General features: G+C 68.4%; 21 protein-coding genes and 2 tRNA genes. 13 read left to right on the top strand and 10 right to left on the bottom strand.

Features of this window, described 5'->3' with window-relative positions; translation table 11 throughout:
- Positions 1–76 precede the first annotated feature (76 nt).
- A tRNA-Ala gene (locus tag ACZ6ZP_RS20005) sits at positions 77–149 on the bottom strand.
- Between the two features lie 182 nt (positions 150–331).
- Between ACZ6ZP_RS20005 and ACZ6ZP_RS20000 the strand changes: the two genes are divergently transcribed.
- Positions 332–880: a helix-turn-helix domain-containing protein gene (locus ACZ6ZP_RS20000; protein WP_351169138.1), complete on the top strand. Its 549-nt coding sequence runs from the start codon at positions 332–334 to the stop codon at positions 878–880.
- 49 nt (positions 881–929) lie between these two features.
- Positions 930–2,549, top strand: a complete 1,620-nt coding sequence (locus ACZ6ZP_RS19995; RefSeq protein WP_383815570.1) for a serine/threonine protein kinase — start codon at positions 930–932, stop codon at positions 2,547–2,549.
- Positions 2,550–2,652: 103 nt separating this feature from the next.
- Here the strand turns inward: ACZ6ZP_RS19995 and ACZ6ZP_RS19990 are convergent, their stop codons facing one another.
- Positions 2,653–4,041, bottom strand: a complete 1,389-nt coding sequence (locus tag ACZ6ZP_RS19990) for a hypothetical protein (protein ID WP_383816245.1) — start codon at positions 4,039–4,041, stop codon at positions 2,653–2,655.
- Between the two features lie 223 nt (positions 4,042–4,264).
- Positions 4,265–4,393 carry a DLW-39 family protein gene (locus ACZ6ZP_RS19985; RefSeq protein WP_003999697.1) on the bottom strand — a complete coding sequence of 43 codons (129 nt, stop codon included), beginning with the start codon at positions 4,391–4,393 and terminating at the stop codon, positions 4,265–4,267.
- Positions 4,394–4,729: 336 nt separating this feature from the next.
- On the opposite strand from ACZ6ZP_RS19985, the gene ACZ6ZP_RS19980 reads away from it, so the two are divergent.
- Positions 4,730–5,059 (top strand): DUF6344 domain-containing protein, encoded by a 330-nt coding sequence (locus ACZ6ZP_RS19980; RefSeq protein ID WP_351169144.1) that lies wholly within the window; start codon positions 4,730–4,732, stop codon positions 5,057–5,059.
- Positions 5,060–5,348: 289 nt separating this feature from the next.
- Here the strand turns inward: ACZ6ZP_RS19980 and ACZ6ZP_RS19975 are convergent, their stop codons facing one another.
- Positions 5,349–5,585: a winged helix-turn-helix domain-containing protein gene (locus tag ACZ6ZP_RS19975; RefSeq protein ID WP_469407735.1), complete on the bottom strand. Its 237-nt coding sequence runs from the start codon at positions 5,583–5,585 to the stop codon at positions 5,349–5,351.
- Between the two features lie 149 nt (positions 5,586–5,734).
- Here ACZ6ZP_RS19975 and ACZ6ZP_RS19970 point away from each other — a divergent pair, with 149 nt between their 5' ends.
- Positions 5,735–5,953, top strand: coding sequence for a hypothetical protein (locus ACZ6ZP_RS19970; protein ID WP_469407734.1), 219 nt, complete (start codon positions 5,735–5,737; stop codon positions 5,951–5,953).
- A gap of 253 nt (positions 5,954–6,206) precedes the next feature.
- On the opposite strand, the gene ACZ6ZP_RS19965 is transcribed toward ACZ6ZP_RS19970, so the two are convergent.
- From ACZ6ZP_RS19965 to ACZ6ZP_RS19955, 3 genes are all read right to left on the bottom strand, one after another.
- On the bottom strand, positions 6,207–6,344 hold the full coding sequence (locus ACZ6ZP_RS19965; RefSeq protein ID WP_469407733.1) for a hypothetical protein: 138 nt from the start codon (positions 6,342–6,344) through the stop codon (positions 6,207–6,209).
- Between the two features lie 758 nt (positions 6,345–7,102).
- Positions 7,103–7,768, bottom strand: a complete 666-nt coding sequence (locus ACZ6ZP_RS19960) for a YdcF family protein (protein ID WP_469407732.1) — start codon at positions 7,766–7,768, stop codon at positions 7,103–7,105.
- Entirely contained in the window at positions 7,768–8,559 is a 792-nt protein-coding gene (locus tag ACZ6ZP_RS19955) for a GntR family transcriptional regulator (protein WP_469407731.1), read from the bottom strand. Before ACZ6ZP_RS19955 ends, ACZ6ZP_RS19960 begins: the two co-directional genes overlap by 1 nt.
- Positions 8,560–8,722: 163 nt before the next feature.
- On the opposite strand from ACZ6ZP_RS19955, the gene ACZ6ZP_RS19950 reads away from it, so the two are divergent.
- The 9 genes from ACZ6ZP_RS19950 (at position 8,723) to ACZ6ZP_RS19910 (ending at position 14,790) form a co-directional block, all read left to right on the top strand.
- The gene (locus ACZ6ZP_RS19950) at positions 8,723–9,052 is read left to right on the top strand and encodes an SCO3933 family regulatory protein (protein ID WP_468859634.1); all 330 of its coding nucleotides are present in this window, start codon (positions 8,723–8,725) and stop codon (positions 9,050–9,052) included.
- Positions 9,053–9,054: 2 nt separating this feature from the next.
- Positions 9,055–10,398: an FtsK/SpoIIIE domain-containing protein gene (locus ACZ6ZP_RS19945; protein ID WP_469407729.1), complete on the top strand. Its 1,344-nt coding sequence runs from the start codon at positions 9,055–9,057 to the stop codon at positions 10,396–10,398.
- An 85-nt stretch (positions 10,399–10,483) separates the two neighbouring features.
- Positions 10,484–11,167 (top strand): DUF2637 domain-containing protein, encoded by a 684-nt coding sequence (locus ACZ6ZP_RS19940; RefSeq protein WP_469407728.1) that lies wholly within the window; start codon positions 10,484–10,486, stop codon positions 11,165–11,167.
- An 18-nt stretch (positions 11,168–11,185) separates the two neighbouring features.
- Positions 11,186–11,374, top strand: coding sequence for a mobile element transfer protein (locus ACZ6ZP_RS19935; protein WP_469407727.1), 189 nt, complete (start codon positions 11,186–11,188; stop codon positions 11,372–11,374).
- Between the two features lie 16 nt (positions 11,375–11,390).
- A complete protein-coding gene (locus ACZ6ZP_RS19930; RefSeq protein ID WP_469407726.1) occupies positions 11,391–11,771 on the top strand; it encodes a hypothetical protein in 381 nt (126 codons plus the stop codon).
- A 92-nt stretch (positions 11,772–11,863) separates the two neighbouring features.
- Entirely contained in the window at positions 11,864–12,046 is a 183-nt protein-coding gene (locus ACZ6ZP_RS19925) for a hypothetical protein (protein WP_469407725.1), read from the top strand.
- Positions 12,047–12,053: 7 nt separating this feature from the next.
- Positions 12,054–13,448 carry a replication initiator protein RepSA gene (repSA, locus tag ACZ6ZP_RS19920; RefSeq protein WP_469407724.1) on the top strand — a complete coding sequence of 465 codons (1,395 nt, stop codon included), beginning with the start codon at positions 12,054–12,056 and terminating at the stop codon, positions 13,446–13,448.
- Positions 13,445–13,633, top strand: coding sequence for a helix-turn-helix domain-containing protein (locus ACZ6ZP_RS19915; protein WP_469407723.1), 189 nt, complete (start codon positions 13,445–13,447; stop codon positions 13,631–13,633). Before repSA ends, ACZ6ZP_RS19915 begins: the two co-directional genes overlap by 4 nt.
- Positions 13,633–14,790 (top strand): tyrosine-type recombinase/integrase, encoded by a 1,158-nt coding sequence (locus ACZ6ZP_RS19910; protein WP_469407722.1) that lies wholly within the window; start codon positions 13,633–13,635, stop codon positions 14,788–14,790. The genes ACZ6ZP_RS19915 and ACZ6ZP_RS19910 overlap by 1 nt, the downstream gene beginning before the upstream one ends.
- Positions 14,791–14,845: 55 nt before the next feature.
- Here ACZ6ZP_RS19910 and ACZ6ZP_RS19905 read toward each other — a convergent pair.
- From ACZ6ZP_RS19905 to gyrA, 3 genes are all read right to left on the bottom strand, one after another.
- Positions 14,846–14,922: transfer RNA gene (locus tag ACZ6ZP_RS19905), tRNA-Ile, on the bottom strand.
- A gap of 273 nt (positions 14,923–15,195) precedes the next feature.
- Positions 15,196–15,939: a DUF3566 domain-containing protein gene (locus ACZ6ZP_RS19900; RefSeq protein ID WP_351169147.1), complete on the bottom strand. Its 744-nt coding sequence runs from the start codon at positions 15,937–15,939 to the stop codon at positions 15,196–15,198.
- 18 nt (positions 15,940–15,957) lie between these two features.
- A complete protein-coding gene (gyrA, locus tag ACZ6ZP_RS19895) occupies positions 15,958–18,555 on the bottom strand; it encodes a DNA gyrase subunit A (protein ID WP_361472738.1) in 2,598 nt (865 codons plus the stop codon).
- Positions 18,556–18,558: the final 3 nt, after the last annotated feature.

The following is an 18,558-nucleotide window of genomic DNA, read 5'->3' as shown; positions in this document are numbered from 1 at the left end:
GCACTTATCTGCACAGCAACAACGCCGTAGGGCGGGAGAACCTCAGCTGAGGTTCTCCCGCCCTACGGCGTTTCTGTGGAGCCTAGGAGATTCGAACTCCTGACATCTGCCTTGCAAAGGCAGCGCTCTACCAACTGAGCTAAGGCCCCGAAAAGGGTGCGCCCAGCCGGAAGGATCTCGCTCCGGTGAGCAACGCAGACCAGAGTACCGGGTCACCCCCCAGATCTCGCAAAAGGATTGGGGGTCCCGGTGAACGACCACGCTCCGTAAGATGCTCGGCGTGGTTCGCGGCAGCGAACCACGGTTTTTGGGGAAGCGATGGGGAGACGCAATGGACGCCGCACAACAAGAGACGACCGCGAGAGCACGAGAGCTCCAGCGGAACTGGTACGGAGAGCCGCTGGGGGCGCTCTTCCGTCGTCTCATCGATGATCTGGGCCTCAACCAGGCACGCCTCGCCGGCGTACTCGGTCTGTCCGCGCCCATGCTGTCCCAGCTGATGAGCGGGCAGCGCGCCAAGATCGGCAACCCCGCGGTCGTCCAGCGCGTCCAGCTCCTCCAGGAGCTGGCGGGCCAGGTCGCCGACGGCAGTGTGAGCGCCGCCGAGGCCACCGAGCGCATGGACGAGATCAAGAAGTCCCAGGGCGGCTCCGTCCTGACCAACGCCTCGCAGACGACGACGAGTTCGGGTGCGCCCACGGTGAAGCGTGTGGTGCGCGAGATCCAGTCGCTGTTGCGCTCCGTCGCGGCGGCGGGCGACATCATCGATGCCGCTGACTCGCTCGCCCCGACCCACCCGGAACTGGCAGAGTTCCTTCGGGTATACGGCGCCGGACGCACCGCGGACGCGGTCGCCCACTACGAGGCGCACCAGAACTGAGCCGTCGGCCGGGCCACCGGGCGGCCCGGAGGGGAAGCAATGCGCGACCATGGGTGAGGTCTTCGCCGGCCGCTACGAACTGGTCGACCCGGTCGGACGTGGGGGAGTCGGAGCGGTCTGGCGCGCCTGGGACCACCGGCGGCGTCGGTATGTGGCCGCCAAGGTCCTGCAACAGCGCGACGCGCACGCCCTGTTGCGCTTCGTGCGGGAGCAGGCGCTCCGGATCGACCACCCCCATGTGCTCGCGCCCGCCAGCTGGGCCGCCGACGACGACAAGGTCCTGTTCACCATGGCCTTGGTCGGCGGCGGCTCGCTGGCTCATGTGATCGGTGACTACGGTGCGCTGCCGCCCCGCCTGGTCTGCACGCTTCTGGACCAGCTGCTCTCCGGTCTCGCCGCGGTGCACGCCGAGGGGGTCGTGCACCGTGACATCAAGCCCGCCAACATCCTGATGGAGGCCACCGGCACCGCGCGTCCGCATCTGCGGCTCTCCGACTTCGGGATCTCGATGCGGTTGGGCGAGCCCCGGCTGACCGAGACCGACCATGTGGTGGGGACGCCCGGCTACTTCGCTCCCGAGCAAATGATGGGTGCCGAGCCGGACTTCACCGCCGACCTCTTCGCCGTCGGCCTGGTGACCCTCTATCTGCTTCAGGGTGCCAAGCCGGACGCCAAGGCCCTGATCGAGCACTTCGCCGCGCACGGCACGCCCAGGGCGCCGCAGGGCGTGCCGGAGCCGCTGTGGCAGGTCGTCGCCACGCTTCTCCAGCCGGACCCGCTCGCGCGGTTCCGCACCGCCACGGGCGCGCGCAAGGCGCTGAATTCGGTCACCGAGCTGCTGCCCGAGCCGGGGCCCGACGACGAGATCGTCGAGATCTTCGACCAACTGGGGCCGCTCCCCCGGGGGTTCGGGCCCGACGGCCCCCTCACGACCCCGCCCCCGCCGGATTTCGCTCCCCCCTCCGTACCGCCCCCGCCCCTCTCCGCTCCGCAGACGGGAAGCTTCCCACCGGCTCCACCACCGCAGTCCACGCCACCGCAGAGCACGCCACCGCAGGCCATGCCACCACAGAGCACGCCGCCGTCGGGCCTGCCGGTACAGCCCGTCCAGGCCCAGCCGGTGCCGGGTCAGCCGGTCCCGGCACAGCCCGTCCCGGCCCAGCCGATCCCGGCCCAGCCGGTGCAGACCCAGTCCCTGCAAGCCCAGCCGGTGCAGGACCAACAGGACCAGCCACAGCAAGCGCCGCCGCAGCAGCAGCCGGCCACGCCGCCCCCGCCTCCGCCCCCCGCTCAGTTCCCGCACGTCCCCTCCCCCCATCAGATGCCTGCTCAAGTGCCGGCTCAGGTGCCAAATCAAGTTCCGGCCCAGGTGCCGATTCCGGTCCACGCCCAAGCCCCGACTCCGACCCCGGCCGCCCAAGCTCCCACGCACCTCCCGGCTCACGATCCATCACTCTCCGTGACACCATCGGTGCACCACGTATCCACCCCTACTTATCCATACACCGCTCACGCCCCGCAGGTTCCGCTCGCAAGCCGACCGGTTCCGCAGCGCCATCGGCAGAAACGACCGGGGCCGCCCCTGAAAGTGGCGATCCCGATGCTGCTGGCCTCGCTGGCGTGCTTCGCGGTGGGCATCTGGGCCCTGACCCAGCTGACCCAGAGCTGACCCAGAGCTGACCCTGAGCTGCCCCAGAGCTGACCCACCGCCTGCCGCGCCCAGCCCAGCCCTGCCCAGCCCTGCCCTGCCCCGCTGCCCGGCGCCGCCCCAGCTACCAAGCCGGTGGCGGCCCGTACTGCGAAGCCGGAGCCGAGCCCGAAGCTGCCGCTGAATCCGAAGCCGCGGCCGCAGCCGAAGCCGCGGCCCGCCTCCGCCCGATCAGCGTCCACACGCCCAGGACCAGCAACAGCGCGGACCCGGCACCGAATCCCCCGGCAGCGACCAACTTCATCCCGTCCCGGTTGCCGCCCGAGCCCCCGTCCCCGCTTCCGTCCCCGGCAGCCGTATCGCCCCGCACCGCCGCGTCCTTGTCCTGGCCGGTGACGCTGAACTGGTCCGCGGGCCGCGCCCTCCCGACGTACGCGGGCCCCGACTTCGCTGCTCCGTCGACATTCACCCGCAGCGTCAGATCCAGCGGCCCCTTGCCGAACTGCGGGGCGACCTTCGGATTGAGGTGGACCGAGAGGTAGTACCACCCGGCGAACCGCGTTCCGGCCACTCCGTCGATCGGGGAGTATCGGTTCTCGTACGCAACGGGAGCCAGTGGGTCGAGCGTGGTCGTCTTCTGCTGGCCGTCGTACGCCGTGTCGACGTCGTCGAGGCGTGCGCGCACCGGATTGGACAGCGACATGACAAGCGCTGACGCGACGAACTCGGACCTGCCCCCGCTCGCACTGCCCAGCTCGGCACTGGCGGAGATCTGCTGCCCCCAGTCGACCGGCACGCGGTAGAAGAGCGTCTGACCGGGCTCGATCCGGTCGCCCCACACGCCCGTCCGCAGCGCCCTGGCGTCGTTGAAGCCCGTGCCGCCCCTGCGTTCCGCGCGGGTACCGGTGGGAGGCGTGGGCGATGCGGAGTTCCACGACTCGGGCGGCGTCGTGGAGGCGCTCTTGGCCACTCCGGGCTCCGAGACGACGCGCAGCTCCGTGTCCCACGTCTCCGTGCTGGAGCCCGGATCGCTGTTCCGCTCGACCACTACGTAGTAGGTGCCGGCCACCTTGCACCGGTTCTCGGCGGGACCCACGGCCCGTACCGCCCAGGCGGTGATGGGCCGCGGGCTCTGCGACGTACCGAATCGCGCGTCTCCGGAGTCGCACCTGTTGCCGTTCGCGTCCTGGAGGGACACCTCGACGCCATCCCCGTAGACGACCTTGGCGTCGAGCCCGGGAACGGCGGTGGCAGAGACGTACACGGTCTCCCTGCCATCGAGTTGCAGCTGGTAGTAGACCTTTCCCCCGCGCGCGAGGGAGCTCTTGTACGTCGACCCTGGCGTGAGTTTCACGCTGTCGACGGTGTTCCGCGCGCCGTCGACCGGCATGGCCCGGCCGTCGAAGGCGTACGGACTCGGCGTGCCCGCCGCGGCCTGGCCCGGCAGCGCCATCACCACGCACAGCGCCGCTCCCGCGGCCAGCGTCGGCCGGACTCTGCGCAGCCGCCCCATCACGTGCCACCCCTCCCCGAAGACCCGCCCACCCCGGCCATCCCGGTCACCCCGACCGCCCCAGTCGTCCCGGCCACACATGCCCGCGCGGCGGCGCGACAACCTTTGCCCGCGCGCGGAGATGGCTTGCGTGAGCAAAGACGAGGGGCCGGAAAGATCCGGACAGCACAAAGCCCCAGCCGCAGAAGCGACCGGGGCCTTGTGAAGAGACTGTTGCCAGTACTCACGAACCCGTGGGCACGGAGTCAGTCGCCTCCGTCCACAGATCCTGCTCGGCGCGATCCGCCTGGATCTGGCGGTACACGAGGAGCCCGCCGATGGCGGCCAGTGCGACCAGGAGAAGCTTCTTCACCGCGCGACCTCGTCTTTCTTGACGTAAGGGACTTCTGGCGCCCGACTATACACACCGATCGATACCGATCGGTGACCTGGATCCACCCCAACTCCCGCCCCGAACACAGCAGTCGAATCGGGCGCCGCCACTCCTCGGCGTCTCACGGCCCGTCGCGACATTCGCCGCTCTGAACCTCACCCGGACCTCTCCCAGGCCCCTCAGAGGCCGTTTACGGCCATCCGGGTGGTGTTCATCTGAACATCGACGCGCCACGAGCGTCGGTCCCCCACTCTCGGCCCCGCATACACATCATGAGGAAAGTACGCAAATCGCCCAACCCGAAAGTGAGAAGCCATGACCGGCACCAAGGCCATGAAGCTGTGGACCACGCTCATCACCGCCTTCCTCGCACTCTTCGCCACACTGGGATTCACGACCACGGCAACGGCGGCCACGCCGGTACAGCAGGCCACGGAAACGTGCAAGAGCGCGCCGACCATGACGGCTCCACTCGCGGCCTACTGGGCAGCAGCGTACGAACGGTCCTTGCCGCCCACGATGAAGCAGCGCATCCGCGCCGAGGCACACGGATCATCCCCCAGCTGCCGTCAGATCCCCACGGACGACACGGAGACGGCCGTTGAGGCCGAGGCCCATCCGGGCGGGCTCGCCGCGGAGCCGTAGTCACGGCCCCGGCCGGCCCGGCCGCTGCCCCCCCCAGGGGCACCACAGCCCCACAGACATGAAGAAGACCCCCAGCCCGTATCGGCTGGGGGTCTTCTTCATGTCTGTGGGGCTAACAGGATTTGAACCTGTGGCCTCATCCTTATCAGGTCGATCACGAGGCACTAATGACCTTGGCTCTCGGCTGCTTGGCGGCCTGGTGCTGATCGCCAAGGTGCGGCCCGGTCCGGCCCAGTACGCGGTTGTTGGTGTCAGCCGGTGATGTCAGACAGCAGTGAGCGCTTGACAGCTACTGCTTGGGCAGTTCGGTGACGAAGGTTCCGATGCCCGGCTGCATGTACGCCAACCCCGCCTTGCGCAGCTCCGTCAACACGCGCTTGGCCGTGACCTGGCTGATCCCGAACTCGTCGCAGATGTCCATCGCAGACGGAAGCCTGCCCTCAGGCGGATAGGTCCCGTCCAAGATCCGCTCCGACATGACGGCATACACCTGCCGCCACCTCGGCACATCCGGCTCCCACCTCATGATCCTGAAGTTAGGCGGGCTTACCCGTACACGCGAGATCAGACGACCCATACGACCTATACCGCCTATCCCGCAGCGGTACCCTGCAAGAGCAGGGCCCCGACCGCCTGGACGGCCCAGGGGAGTGGACGACCGAAGACGGAGTCGACGTGAACGAGGGCACACAGGAACCGAACGTCGTGGACAGCCTGAACATGGCGACGACGGCGCCGGTCAGCTACGGCTACTGCAACTGGCACCACGGCTATAGCGAGGGCACCCGCCTCATCAACGTGCAGGAACAGGGTTCCGGCCCGGGAGGCGTGCAGTTCGCTTGCGCCCCTTGCCGCCAGAAGTACCGCCTGGTCCCCTTCGCCGACCGCCCATGAACGAGGCTTCGCGGCCGGAGCCGCCGCCCGCCAAGGGGCTCAACGCCTGGCAGTTCCTCGGCTGGCACTGCTGCTGGTGCGACGAGTTGCTGAGGAAAGGGGCTCGGTCCGCGGGTCGGGCAGAGGGGCGCGTTGGTGCGCATGACTTGTCCATCGAGGTGTACGAGTGCGGGCCGGACTGCCCGAAGCGCCCGCCGGATGGCAACGTCGAGTAGATAACTTGAGCCCCGACCTAAGCCGGGGCCCTGAGCCGTCATCCCTCGCAGTAGTCGAGGGAGTCGCGCGGGTCGTAGCCGTAGTTGCACTCGGGGCAGAGCGTGAGGTCCTCAGGGTCGTCGGAGTACGGATTCGGGACGATGCCGCCGTTGCACTGCGGGTTGGTGCAGGTCACGGTGTGCTCCTTCGAGGTCGGTGCCGTTGTCCTGATGGGCTTCGCCCGGCACGGTTCTGGGAGGGCGCACAAGGTGGAGCACTCCACGACTGAACGACCTTGTGCGCCCTCCCAGGTTCGTGCTGCCCTTGGGCATCAGGACAGCGGTGCCGACCGGCAGCCACCCCCCGCCAACCTGGACAACGACGGACCCCCGCACGGCCGCCCCCCACCGCCACACCATGGGCCGCGCACCACCGCTGGTCTGCTGACGGCCTCCTCCTCAGCCCACTACCGCCCCCAGCTCCCATCCCGTCTGCCGTCGACCCACATACCGTGGAGCGGGCGTGGTTCAGGGCGTCAAGGTGGAGCGCGCCACTGTACGAACGACCTTGACGCCCTGGGCCTCGTCCGCTCGGCTCTGCCTGGGTCGATGGCAGACGGGATGGGAGCTTCCCTACGCCCGCCCCATTCGGCCGGCACTCGCAAGCGGCGCCCCCGCCATCCCAGAGTCAGAGCGCCCCCGCCGGAGGCATGTCCTTGACCAAGGCCGCCGTGGTTGCGGTGTTCGCCTTATGGCCCCGGGCCCTATCCACAATGGGCGGGCGTAGGCGCAGCCGGGGCGGAGCGGGCCGAAGGCAGGAGCGGCAGCCCCGAGCGGAGCCGAGAGCCCGCCCGGCGGAGCGGAGCGCAGCCGGGGCTTGATGAGGTAGAGAAACTTGTAACAGCTCTCAGGCCCTGAGGGCAGGTGGGCTAGGCACCGTACGGGGTTGCTGGCCTTAGACCGAGGGGCGGTTGGTGGCGAGGAGTCGGCTTGTGAAGCCTTCGGCGCATAGCCGCTCGTAGGCCTCAAGCACGTCGTCCGGCACGGACTGGCTGATCATGAATCCCTGATCCGGGTAGATCAGCAACCGCTGAAGCGCACCCACAAGCATGTCGATCACCAGACGGGCGTCCTGGATCGAATCGACGTACTCCGTGAACGTCATCGGGGTGGACGCGCTGATGACCTCGACTTCGGGCCACAGTTTCCGCGCCGTGGCGTATGCGCGCCTCTCTTCATACGGCTTGCTGATCAAAAGCACGGAGGACACGTCCACTCCGGCTTCCTCAAGCACGGCCTTTGAGAAGTGGATGTTCTCGCCGGTATTGCGCGCTCGGGGCTCTACAAGCACCGCTGAGCCGGGGACACTGAGTTCAAGAGCCCGCTCACGGTAGTGGACGGCTTCACCCCGAGGCATACGTTCTTGACTCGTGGGGCTTGTAGCGCCGGTGAACACAAGCACTGGAGCCAGTCCGCGCTGGTACAGATCTACCGCCGTATCGGCCACACCCAGATCGTGGCTGCCCAAGCCGATCGCGACTGAGCAGGGCCGGAGGGTGTGGCCCATCAGGTGGTAGTCCCACAGGCGTCGTGCGTCAGCCCATGCCTGCGTCGAGATCATTACTGTCCCTTCTCGCCCTTCGCCGAGTCCGGAACCTTGAAGTCGTACTCCCAGGCGAAGCGCGAAGCCGCGTGTACACCGATGGCGAATTCGACCACTGTGCCAGAGGCCGTGTAGGTCGTCCGATGCAGCTCGACGACGGGTTCGCCTGCCGGAAGCTGCAACAGCTTCACTTCGTCTGATGTCGCGGCCCGAGCGAAGATCGCTTCCTTCATGTGGTCGATCTCGTATCCCGCGTCGTACAGGACCCGGAATCCGCCGCCACGGCCCGCCGGTCCCGGAGTCGGGTCCACGATCCGAGTGCCCTCAACGTGCTCAGGCCTGTAGTAGCTGGTCAAGGTGTGGGTCGGCTGGTCGCCTTCCTTCACGAGACGCGCTCGCGCATACACCTGCGCGCCTTCGGGCAGCCCGTGTGCGGCTGCGACTGCGGGCGAGGCCTCGACGAGGCTGACCTTCTGGGTTTGCTCATTCCGGCGGTAGCTGCGTCCGGAGGCCACGCGGTCTGCGATGAACGCGACCTCATCGCCATCTCGCCACTTGGCCTTGTCGTACCGGGCAATACCGAGTCGCTTGAGAGGGACTTGCTGCCGCACAACCGTGCCGTGGCCTCGGGACGAGGTGACAAGCCCTTCGGCCTCAAGGGCTTTGTAGGCCGCGTGAACGGTCGACTTAGACCCTTCGCCCTCTGCTACTAGCTCCCTGATCTCCGGAAGCTTCTTGCCCGGCGGGTAGTCACCTCTCTTGATCTGCTCAGTCAGCTTGTCCGCTAGCTCTCGCCACTTCGGCGCCATCTGACGACTCCTTTCGACGAGTCCAGTCAAACACAGTCCTAGGACTGTTGACAGTCCCAGGACTGCGTGCCACAGTCTCCCTCAGTCGCTCGCAGTCCTAGGACAGCGAGCTAGGAGCCTCCCTTTTGGGGCTGCTCCAACGAATCGACTCAGGGAGTACTGCATGCCGTCCTTCAAGATCGACGTTTCGACCGCTGTGGTGTTCGTGGCGACCGCGCCGACGCCCAAGGTCATCAACAAGCAGACCGGCGAGCGGGCCATGGACCGGGAGACCGGCGCGGCTCTGTCGACGGTGGGCCTGCTGATCTCGGACGAGGGAGAGGGCAACCTCTACCAGGTGACCGTGCCGGAGACGGGCATCCCGGAGAGCCTGACGCCGGGCATGCCGGTCTCGGTTATCGGCCTCAAGGCGCGTGACTGGGAGAACGAGTTCAACGGCCAGAAGCGGCACGGGATCTCGTTCCGCGCGGTCGCGATCACGGCGGGGTCCTGATCATGGAGAACCTGAGCGGCTGGTTGCTGCTTGCCGCTGTCGCGGCGGTGGCCGGTGGGCTCGGCTTCGCGAAGGTCCGCGCTCCGCGCGTGTACTGGTCGCTGGTCGGCCTGCCGCTCACCTGGGGCCGGTTCATCCTGACCTACCGCTCCACGATGGAGGTCTGCGGGCTCACGGTCCAGCCGTCGGGCTTCCGGGCGTTCATGACCCGCAACGTGGCCCGCCGGGAAGTCCGGCCGCAGCCCCCGAAGGTCCGCCGGGTGCGGCCCACCTCGACTGGACTGCGGATCTCCCTGCGGCTTCCCGCTGGTCTGGAACCAGCGGACGTGGCAGCGGCCTCTGAGCGGCTGCGGCACGCCTGGGGAGTGCGCTCGGTGATCGTGGGGGAGACCCGTCCGGGCATCGTGGAACTGCGGATGACCGGCTACGACGTGCTCGCTCGGGTCCGCATGCCGCGCTCGAAGGCTGAGGGCCCGATGGTCGTTCCCGTCGCGCTGCGCGAGGACGGCTCGGTGTTCGCCCGGGAGTACCGCAAGGTGCCGCACGCCCTGACGCTGGGTGCCAACCAGTCGGGCAAGTCGATGTATCAGCGCAACCTGGTGGCCGGTCTGGCCAAGCTGCCGGTGGGCCTGGTCGGCATCGACTGCAAGCGCGGGGTGGAACAGAGCCGGTACGCCCCTCGCCTGTCGGCGCTGGCGACCACCCCGCACGAGGCCGGGCGCCTGCTGGATGTGCTGGTTGCCGAGATGGAAGACCGATTCGATCTCCTCGGCCTGCACGACGTCTCGGACCTGTGGGATCTGCCGGAGGACGTCCGGCCGGTGCCGCTGGTGGTGCTGGTCGACGAGGTGGCCGAACTGTTCCTCGTGGCCTCGAAGAAGGACGAGGCGGCGCGGGATCAGATGGTCATGCAGATGGTCCGGCTGGGGCAGATGGCCCGCGCGATCGGCATCTACCTCGAAGTGTGTGGCCAGCGCTTCGGCTCCGAGCTGGGCAAAGGCGCTACGACGCTGCGCGCTCAGCTGACCGGCCGGGTGGTGCACCGGGTCAACGACAAGCAGACCGGGGAGATGGGCCTGGGAGACATCGCCCCCGAAGCGGTCCAGGCCGTCACGACGATCGCCCCTGATCGCCCCGGTGTGGCGGTGGCCGGTGACTCTTCGGGCGGCTGGTCCCGCATCCGGACCCCTGCCATGACTCCTGCTGAGGCCGCTTCGGTCTGCCGGAAGTTCGCGCACTTGACTCCTGAGCTGGCCTTTCTGGCCCCGTTCCGGCCGCTGGTGCGACCCGAGCCGACGCCGGAGCCTGCTCCGCCGCTGGTGGCTCCCCGGCCGGTCACCGAGTAACCGCGCACCCCATCCCCGGTCGGCGTGACCGTCTCGCGCCACGTCCCTACCCGCCCCTGCTCAATTCCCCGAAGGAGGTGAGGACATGGCCCGCTCGATCCGCGTGGATGCGGTGCTCGTACAAGCCGTCATCGCCGGTGCACTGTCCTTCTCCCACCTGCACGACCTGGCCGAGGCCGCCGGACAGGACGGCTGGCAAGCCTGGGCCTACCCGATCAGCGTCGACCTGCTGCTGGTGGCGGCCTGGCGTCGACTGCGCGCCGCCCGTGGTGACCGTGCTGCCTGGACCTGGTTCGTGATCGCCCTGTTCGCCTCGCTCGGCGCCAACATCGCCACCGCCGGACTCCTCGACCTGGACGCCGTCCCGGCCTGGCTGCGCATCACGGTCGCTGGCTGGCCCGCGCTCGCCTTCCTGGGCGGCACGCTCCTGGTCCACACCCCCGCCGACAGCGCCCCGTCTCCGGCACCGCAGCCAACTGAGGAACCGGCCGCCGTCGACCTGCACCGCACCGACCCTTCGCCCGCACTCGACGAGAGCCCAGCTCCTCCCGAACCTGCTGAGCTCCCGGCCGCCGAACCGGCACCACTCCCGGCGCCAAAGCTGGATCCGGTGAGCGTTCCGCCGGCACTTCTGGAGCACGCCCGAAAGCTCGCCGACAACCACCGCGCGACCACCGGCACACCGCTCTCGGCCGCCAACCTTCGCGCTCAACTCGGGCTCCCCGCGCCCGTCGTCGACGAGATCGCCACGCACCTCCAACTCGCCTGACCCGAGAGGAGATCCACCATGCCCCGCCCGAACCGCTTCTACGACCTGATCCGTATCGGTCCCGTCCAGGTCGGCAGCTACAACGACGGACGCGGACGCACCAAGCACACCGCCGCCTGCACGGCGCCGAACTGCGGTTTCTCCACGGACTTCCCTGACCGCTCGGCGGCCGAACTCGCGGCCCGCACCCACCGCTGCACGGCCTGACAAGGAGCGCCGTCCCATGCGACTGCCCGACGAACAGTTCCGCGCCGGTCACATCCCCACCGACCTCTACGAGCGGCTCCCGCCCGGCACCGACCCGCGAGCGATCGTGATCGTGCAGGAAGCACCCCGCTCCTACAAGGGCCCGATCTTGCTCACCCTGGCCATTACCGCCGGATGCGCGGTCGTGCTGCTGGTGCTCGCCTTCGTCGTCCAGATCATCGCCGCATCGATCATCGCGGTCCTGTCCGCGAGCTGCGGCCTCAGCTACACCCTCAACCGCGCATCCAAGAGCGGCGGTTCATCCGCCCGCGCCTCCAAGGGGCGCTCTCGCCCGTCTCGCAAGCGTCCTGCGCGCTCTTTGCCCGTCCGGTCCAAGAGCGCCTACCGCAAGCACTAGCGCCCCCCGGGGCGGCCTCGGTCGCCAAACTTCCGCCGCCCCGGACGGCTTCACCCATCCAGATCCAACGGACCCGAAAGGGAAGTCTCATCATGGCCCAGCTCGCCCCTGCCCGTCGTATCTGCCGCGACTGCGACGGCTTCGCCACCGTCGCCATCACCACCGGCACCCGCAACCTGGATGGCTCCCGCGTGACCCTTCAGGCCGACTGCCGCACCTGCCAGGGCCACGGTCACACCACCCCGGCCGCCGCCTTCGCTCGCGCCGGTCGGTGACCTGCTGATGACCGACACCGCCACCATGGCGGGCCTGGACCCGGCCACCCTCGCTGATGTGCTGAGGGTGGCCGGGTCCCCGGGCTTCGACCGTGTACGGGACCAGATCCGCCGCACCGGCGGCTGCTCCGACCCCATCCACCTCCAGGGCGCCACCGTCACCCGCGACCGCACCACCGGTCAGGCCCTCTACTCCTACTCGACCGACACCGAGCCCGGTGGCCGACTCCGGGTCGCCTGCGGCAACCGCCGCGCCTCGCGCTGCCCCTCGTGCGCCTGGACCTACGCCGGGGACACCTACCACCTGATCCGCGCCGGACTCGTCGGAGACCCGGCCAAGGGCACCCCGCCCACCGTCCGCGAACACCCCCGCGTCTTCGCCACCCTCACCGCCCCCAGCTTCGGCCCGGTCCATAACCGGCCCGGCACCCGTGCCTGCCGCTGCGGCACCCGCCACCCGGAAGACGCACCCGAGCTGGGCACCCCGCTCGACCCGGACACCTACGACTACGCGGGCTCGGTGCTGTGGAACAACCACGCCTCCGACCTGTGGCGCTACTTCACGATCTACCTCCGCCGCGAGATCGCCGCCCGCGCCGGACTCACCCAGAAGGCAGCCAAGGAACAGTCCCGGCTCTCCTTCGGCAAGGTCGCCGAATACCAGAAGCGCGGCGCCATCCACTTCCATGCCGTCATCCGCTTCGACGGCCCCGAAGGACCCGACACCCCGCCCCCGGCCTGGGCCACCCTCGCGCTCCTGACTGACGCGATCCACGCTGCAGCTGCTCGCGTCCGCGTCGACCTCCCCGCCTCCGGCGACCACCGCGCCCGCGTCCTGGGCTGGGGCGACCGGCTCGACGTCCAGCCGATCAAAGCCTTCGGGGACGGTACGCAGATCACCGAACAGGCCGTCGCCTCCTACGTGGCCAAGTACGCCACCAAGGCAGCCGAGACCACCGGCACCGTCGACCGCCGCATCGGCAACAAGGAAGCCCTCGTCCTCCTCGGCGTGGCTGACCACCCCCGGCGCCTTATCGAGACCTGCCTGGACCTCCACCACGCCTACCCGGACCGCAAGCTCCGCGACTGGGCCCACATGCTCGGCTTCCGCGGCCACTTCTCCACCAAATCCCGCCGCTACTCCACCACCCTCGGCGCCCTGCGCCAGGTCCGAGCCGACTACCGCGCCGCCCAACACCGAGCCGCCCTCGGCCTCCCCGACCCCGGCGAGATCCCTGAGGAGATGACGCTCACGCTCGCTCACTGGACTTATGCCGGCCACGGCCACACCCCCGGCGAATCCTGGCTCGCCGCCAACATCCGCCGGGATATCGAGCAGAACCGAGAACTGGCCCGCGAGGAGAAAGCCACGCTCCTCGACATGGAAGGAGCCGTCACGTGACCACCGCCGTCCCCGAGCTGCTGACCGTGCCCGACGTCATGGCGCGGCTCAAGATCGGACGCTCCAAGGTGTACGACCTGATCCGCACGCACCGTCTGGTGTCCATCAAGATCGACGGGTGCCGTCGGATCCCAGTCCAGGCAGTCCGCGACTTCATCACCAGTCAGATCGGGGAGGCCGCCTGATGGCGAAGCGTCGGCCCAACGGCGGCGGCACGATCACCAAGCGGTCCGATGGCCGGTACCAGGGCGCTGCCTATGTGACTGACACGGACGGCAACCGGGTCCGTAAGTACGTGTACGGCCGGACGTGGGACGAAGCTAACGAGAAGCTCGGCAAGCTCCAGGACCAGGAGCGGAACGGTGTCCCCGTGCCGTCTCGCTCGTGGTCGCTCGGCGAGTGGCTGGCCTACTGGCTGGAGCACATCGTGAAGCCGGAGAAGGAGCACAACACGTACGTGAAGTACGAGTCGAAGGTGCGGCTCTACCTCGCGCCCCACCTGGGCAAGAAGTCGATGATCAAGCTCACCCCGGCGCAGCTCCGTGCGTTCATGAGTGCCCTCACGCGCGCGAAGGTCGGTGCGGCTACCCGCTTCGAGGTGCTGCGGACCCTCCGCAACGCGCTCAACCGCGCCGTGAAAGAAGAGCTGCTGACGCGGAACGTCGCGCTGCTGGTCGACATGCCCAAGGTCAGCAAGGACAAGGGCAAGGCGTGGAACGCCCCTGAGGCGATCACCTTCCTGCGGGCGTCGCGTGCCCACCGCTTCTACGCGGCCTGCGTCCTGGTGCTCGTCCTCGGGCTCCGCCGCAGTGAGGTCCTGGGCCTGCGCTGGCAAGACATCGACTTTGAGACCGGACAGTTCACGCCGACCAAGCAGGTACAGCGCGAGAAGGGCGTGGGCCTGGTCCTCAAGGACCTCAAGACCGAGTCCTCACAGGCGGTGCTGCCCCTGCCGGAGTTCTGCGCCCGTGCCCTGGAAGAGCGGCGTGCGCTGCAAGAGCTGGAGCGGAAGATCGTCGGTGATGCCTGGGTGCAGAGGCCGGGTCATGAGGTGATCTTCTCGTCCGAGCGGGGCGGGCTGACGGATCCGGTTGGGTTCTCCCGAATGTTCAACGCCCTGGTGAAGCGGGCCGGAGTCCGACGGATCACGGTGCGGCTCGCTCGGCACACCTGCGGCACCCTGCTCGCCTTCCTGAAGGTGCATCCCAAGGTCGCTCAGGCGATCCTGCGGCATAGCCAGATCAGCATGACCATGGACGTCTACACGCACGTGGTGGGGGACGGTGAGCGGGAAGCCGTCTCGCTCCTCGCGGACCTATTGGAAGATCCACTCATCGGCTGATGTCAGCCGTAGATGTCAAAGACCCCCAGCCGTAATCGACTGGGGGTCTTTGCGCTGGTGGGGCTAACAGGATTTGAACCTGTGGCCTCATCCTTATCAGGGATGCGCTCTAACCAACTGAGCTATAGCCCCGCCGCGCTGCGGTGTGTCCCGCGCGCTGACCTCTGAAGATTAGCGCACGTGCGGGCCAGTCCCAAAATCGATAGCTCCGTGGGGGCCGGACACCCCGTGAGCGGCCCCCGAGCAACCGGTGCGCGACCGTACAGCCACGGCAGAGCCTCGGGACAGCCACGGGAGAGCCGCGGGCAGAAGAACAGGGCCCCGCCCGGTACGGACGGGGCCCTGGACCCAAGACAGCTCAGCAGGAGAGCGCGGAGCGAGCGGGGAGAAGAGCGGTAAGAAGAACTACTCGTCTTCGGCCAGCGTCAGCTCGACGCCGCCCACGAAGCCCGCGGAGAGGTTGTAGATGAAGGCGCCGAGCGTCGCCAGCGCCGTGGCGAGGACCACGTCGATGACCGCGATGATCGTCGTGAACATCAGGACCCGCGGCAGCGACAGGAAGGACTGCAGGTCGAAGCCGTTGGACTCGTTCGAGCCCGTCGCCTCCGAGATCGTGCCGCCCACCGTCGAGAAGACGCCCATGGCGTCCATGACCATCCACAGCACGGCGGCCGCGACGATCGTGCAGATGCCGAGCGCGATGGAGAGCAGGAAGCTGACCTTCATCACCGACCACGGGTCGGCCTTGGCCACCCGCAGTCGCGCCTTGCGCGTACGGGGCGTCGTGCGCGCCCCGGTCCGCGGCCTGCGCACGGAACCCGTCTGGGAGTCCTGCTGGTAGGCCTGCGGCGGATGGTACGCCTGGGACCCCTGCTGGGCCTGCTGGGGCTGGCGCTCCCCGGGAAGCGCACCAGTGGCGCCCTGAGAGCCCTGCGAGCCCTGGGACCCCTGGGTCCCTTGAGCACCGGCCGCATAGGACCCCTCGTACTGCGCTGACTGAGCCGACTGCGGCCCTCGGGTGTCGGTCACGGTTCCCCCCTGGGATCCACGAGGCTCATGCGATTCGGGAGAATCAGTGGCGGAGCCACGGACACCGTCTGTACCGGCTGGGCCGGTTCCACTTGCTCCGGCGCCCGTGGCTCCACTCACGATGACTCTCTCCTCGCGCTACTCGGCCGTGGACTCCGTGCCCTCGTCCGTACCGACGACCGGCTCGCCGTCGGCCGATTCGTCGACGATGCCGTCGACTTCCTCCGCCTCGCGCCCGGCCTCGGCGTTACGAGCGATACCGACCACGGCATCGCGCTTGCCCAGGTTGATCAGTTGGACGCCCATGGTGTCACGGCCCGTCTCCCTGACCTCGTTGACTCGCGTACGAATCACACCGCCGCCCAGGGTGATGGCGAGGATCTCGTCGGTCTCCTCCGTCACCAGCGCGCCCACGAGTTCGCCGCGGTCCTCCACGATCTTGGCGGCCTTGATGCCGAGGCCACCACGACCCTGGACGCGGTACTCGTCGACGTTGGTGCGCTTGGCGTACCCACCGTCGGTTGCGGTGAAGACGAACGTACCCGGCCTGACGACATTCATCGAGAGCAGTTCGTCGCCACCGCGGAAACTCATTCCCTTGACGCCCGAGGTCGCACGGCCCATGGGACGCAGCGCATCGTCCGTTGCGGTGAACCTGATCGACTGCGCCTTCTTGCTGATCAGCAGCAGATCGTCCTCGGCCGACACGAGCTCGGCGCCGATCAGCTCGTCGTCCGAACCGTCGTCCGTCTCGCGCAGGTTGATGGCGATGACGCCACCGGCGCGAGGCGAGTCGTAGTCCTTGAGCGGGGTCTTCTTCACCAGGCCGCCCTTGGTGGCGAGCACCAGGTAGGGCACCGCTTCGTAGTCACGGATCGCGAGGATCTCGGCGATCTTCTCGTCCGGCTGGAAGGCGAGCAGGTTCGCGACGTGCTGGCCGCGGGCGTCGCGTCCGGCGTCCGGCAGTTCGTACGCCTTCGCGCGGTACACGCGGCCCTTGTTCGTGAAGAACAGCAGCCAGTGGTGGGTCGTCGACACGAAGAAGTGGTCGACGATGTCGTCCTCCTTCAGCTTCGTGCCGCGGACGCCCTTGCCGCCGCGCTTCTGGGAGCGGTAGTCGACCGTCTTCGTACGCTTGACGTAGCCGCCGCGCGTGATCGTGACGACGATGTCCTCCTCGGCGATCAGGTCCTCCATGGACATGTCGCCGTCGAAGGGCACGAGCGCCGAGCGACGGTCCTCGCCGAACTTGTCGACGATCGCCGCGAGCTCCTCGCTGATGATCTGACGCTGCCGCTCGGGCGAGGCCAGGATCGCGTTGTACTCGTTGATCTTCGCCTGCAGTTCGTCGTGCTCGGCGACGATCTTCTGGCGCTCCAGGGCGGCGAGCCGGCGCAGCTGCATCTCGAGGATGGCGTTGGCCTGGATCTCGTCGATCGAGAGCAGGCCCATCAGGCCCTCACGCGCGACGTCGACCGTCTGGCTGGCCCGGATGAGCGCGATGACGTCGTCGATCGCGTCCAGGGCCTTCAGCAGGCCACGCAGGATGTGGGCCCGCTCCTCGGCCTTGCGCAGCCTGAACTTCGTACGCCGCACGATGACCTCGACCTGGTGCGTCACCCAGTGGCGGATGAACGCGTCGAGGGAGAGGGTGCGCGGCACACCGTCGACCAGGGCCAGCATGTTGGCGCTGAAGTTCGACTGCAGGTCGGTGTGCTTGTAGAGGTTGTTCAGGACGACCTTGGCGACCGCGTCCCGCTTCAGGACGACGACGAGGCGCTGGCCCGTGCGCGAGGACGTCTCGTCGCGGACGTCGGCGATGCCGCCGACCTTGCCGTCCTTGACCAGGTCGGCGATCTTCTGCGCGAGGTTGTCGGGGTTGGTCTGGTAGGGGAGCTCGGTGACCACCAGGCACTGGCGGTTCTGGATCTCCTCGACCGCGACGACCGCGCGCATCGTGATGGAGCCACGGCCCGTGCGGTACGCCTCCTCGATGCCCTTACGGCCCACTACTAGTGCGCCGGTGGGGAAATCGGGGCCCTTGATGCGCTCGATCAGCGCGTCGAGCAGCTCCTCGTGCGAAGCCTCCGGGTGCTCGAGCGCCCACTGCGCGCCCGCCGCGACCTCGCGGAGGTTGTGCGGCGGGATGTTGGTGGCCATGCCGACCGCGATGCCCGCCGAACCGTTGATCAGCAGGTTCGGGAAGCGCGCCGGCAGGACCGTCGGCTCCTGGTTGCGGCCGTCGTAGTTGTCCGTGAAGTCGACGGTCTCCTCGTCGATGTCACGGACCATCTCCATGGCCAGCGGCGCCATCTTGCACTCGGTGTACCGCATGGCGGCGGCCGGGTCGTTGCCCGGAGAGCCGAAGTTTCCGTTGGAGTCCACCAGGGGCATCCGCATCGACCACGGCTGGGCCAGGCGGACCAGGGCGTCGTAGATGGAGGAGTCGCCGTGCGGGTGGTAGGTGCCCATGACGTCGCCGACGACGCGGGCGCACTTGTAGAAGCCCTTCTCGGGGCGGTAACCGCCGTCGTACATCGCGTACAGGACGCGGCGGTGGACGGGCTTCAGGCCGTCTCGTACGTCGGGCAGCGCACGCGACACGATGACGGACATCGCGTAGTCGAGGTACGAGCGCTGCATCTCCGTCTCGAGCCCGACGGGCTCGACACGCATGCCCACGCCGGGGACAGCGGGCTCCTCTTCGGGCATCACAGGGGTGTTCTCGTCGGCCATTGC

It is taken from the genome of Streptomyces sp. NPDC054047, from assembly GCF_055585065.1.
Note: the sequence above shows the minus strand (reverse complement) of the source record. Positions and strands in the feature narration are given on the sequence as shown.

What these genes read in the sequence shown, in the direction of transcription:
- gyrA (WP_361472738.1), bottom strand. Translation starts at nt 18,555, where the DNA reads ATGGCCGACGAGAACACCCCTGTGATGCCCGAAGAGGAGCCCGCTGTC.
- ACZ6ZP_RS19930 (WP_469407726.1), top strand. Translation starts at nt 11,391, where the DNA reads ATGCGACTGCCCGACGAACAGTTCCGCGCCGGTCACATCCCCACCGAC.
- ACZ6ZP_RS20000 (WP_351169138.1), top strand. Translation starts at nt 332, where the DNA reads ATGGACGCCGCACAACAAGAGACGACCGCGAGAGCACGAGAGCTCCAG.
- repSA (WP_469407724.1), top strand. Translation starts at nt 12,054, where the DNA reads ATGACCGACACCGCCACCATGGCGGGCCTGGACCCGGCCACCCTCGCT.
- ACZ6ZP_RS19960 (WP_469407732.1), bottom strand. Translation starts at nt 7,768, where the DNA reads ATGATCTCGACGCAGGCATGGGCTGACGCACGACGCCTGTGGGACTAC.
- ACZ6ZP_RS19980 (WP_351169144.1), top strand. Translation starts at nt 4,730, where the DNA reads ATGACCGGCACCAAGGCCATGAAGCTGTGGACCACGCTCATCACCGCC.
- ACZ6ZP_RS19995 (WP_383815570.1), top strand. Translation starts at nt 930, where the DNA reads ATGGGTGAGGTCTTCGCCGGCCGCTACGAACTGGTCGACCCGGTCGGA.
- ACZ6ZP_RS19935 (WP_469407727.1), top strand. Translation starts at nt 11,186, where the DNA reads ATGCCCCGCCCGAACCGCTTCTACGACCTGATCCGTATCGGTCCCGTC.
- ACZ6ZP_RS19910 (WP_469407722.1), top strand. Translation starts at nt 13,633, where the DNA reads ATGGCGAAGCGTCGGCCCAACGGCGGCGGCACGATCACCAAGCGGTCC.
- ACZ6ZP_RS19975 (WP_469407735.1), bottom strand. Translation starts at nt 5,585, where the DNA reads ATGAGGTGGGAGCCGGATGTGCCGAGGTGGCGGCAGGTGTATGCCGTC.
- ACZ6ZP_RS19940 (WP_469407728.1), top strand. Translation starts at nt 10,484, where the DNA reads ATGGCCCGCTCGATCCGCGTGGATGCGGTGCTCGTACAAGCCGTCATC.
- ACZ6ZP_RS19990 (WP_383816245.1), bottom strand. Translation starts at nt 4,041, where the DNA reads ATGGGGCGGCTGCGCAGAGTCCGGCCGACGCTGGCCGCGGGAGCGGCG.
- ACZ6ZP_RS19925 (WP_469407725.1), top strand. Translation starts at nt 11,864, where the DNA reads ATGGCCCAGCTCGCCCCTGCCCGTCGTATCTGCCGCGACTGCGACGGC.
- ACZ6ZP_RS19950 (WP_468859634.1), top strand. Translation starts at nt 8,723, where the DNA reads ATGCCGTCCTTCAAGATCGACGTTTCGACCGCTGTGGTGTTCGTGGCG.
- ACZ6ZP_RS19955 (WP_469407731.1), bottom strand. Translation starts at nt 8,559, where the DNA reads ATGGCGCCGAAGTGGCGAGAGCTAGCGGACAAGCTGACTGAGCAGATC.
- ACZ6ZP_RS19945 (WP_469407729.1), top strand. Translation starts at nt 9,055, where the DNA reads ATGGAGAACCTGAGCGGCTGGTTGCTGCTTGCCGCTGTCGCGGCGGTG.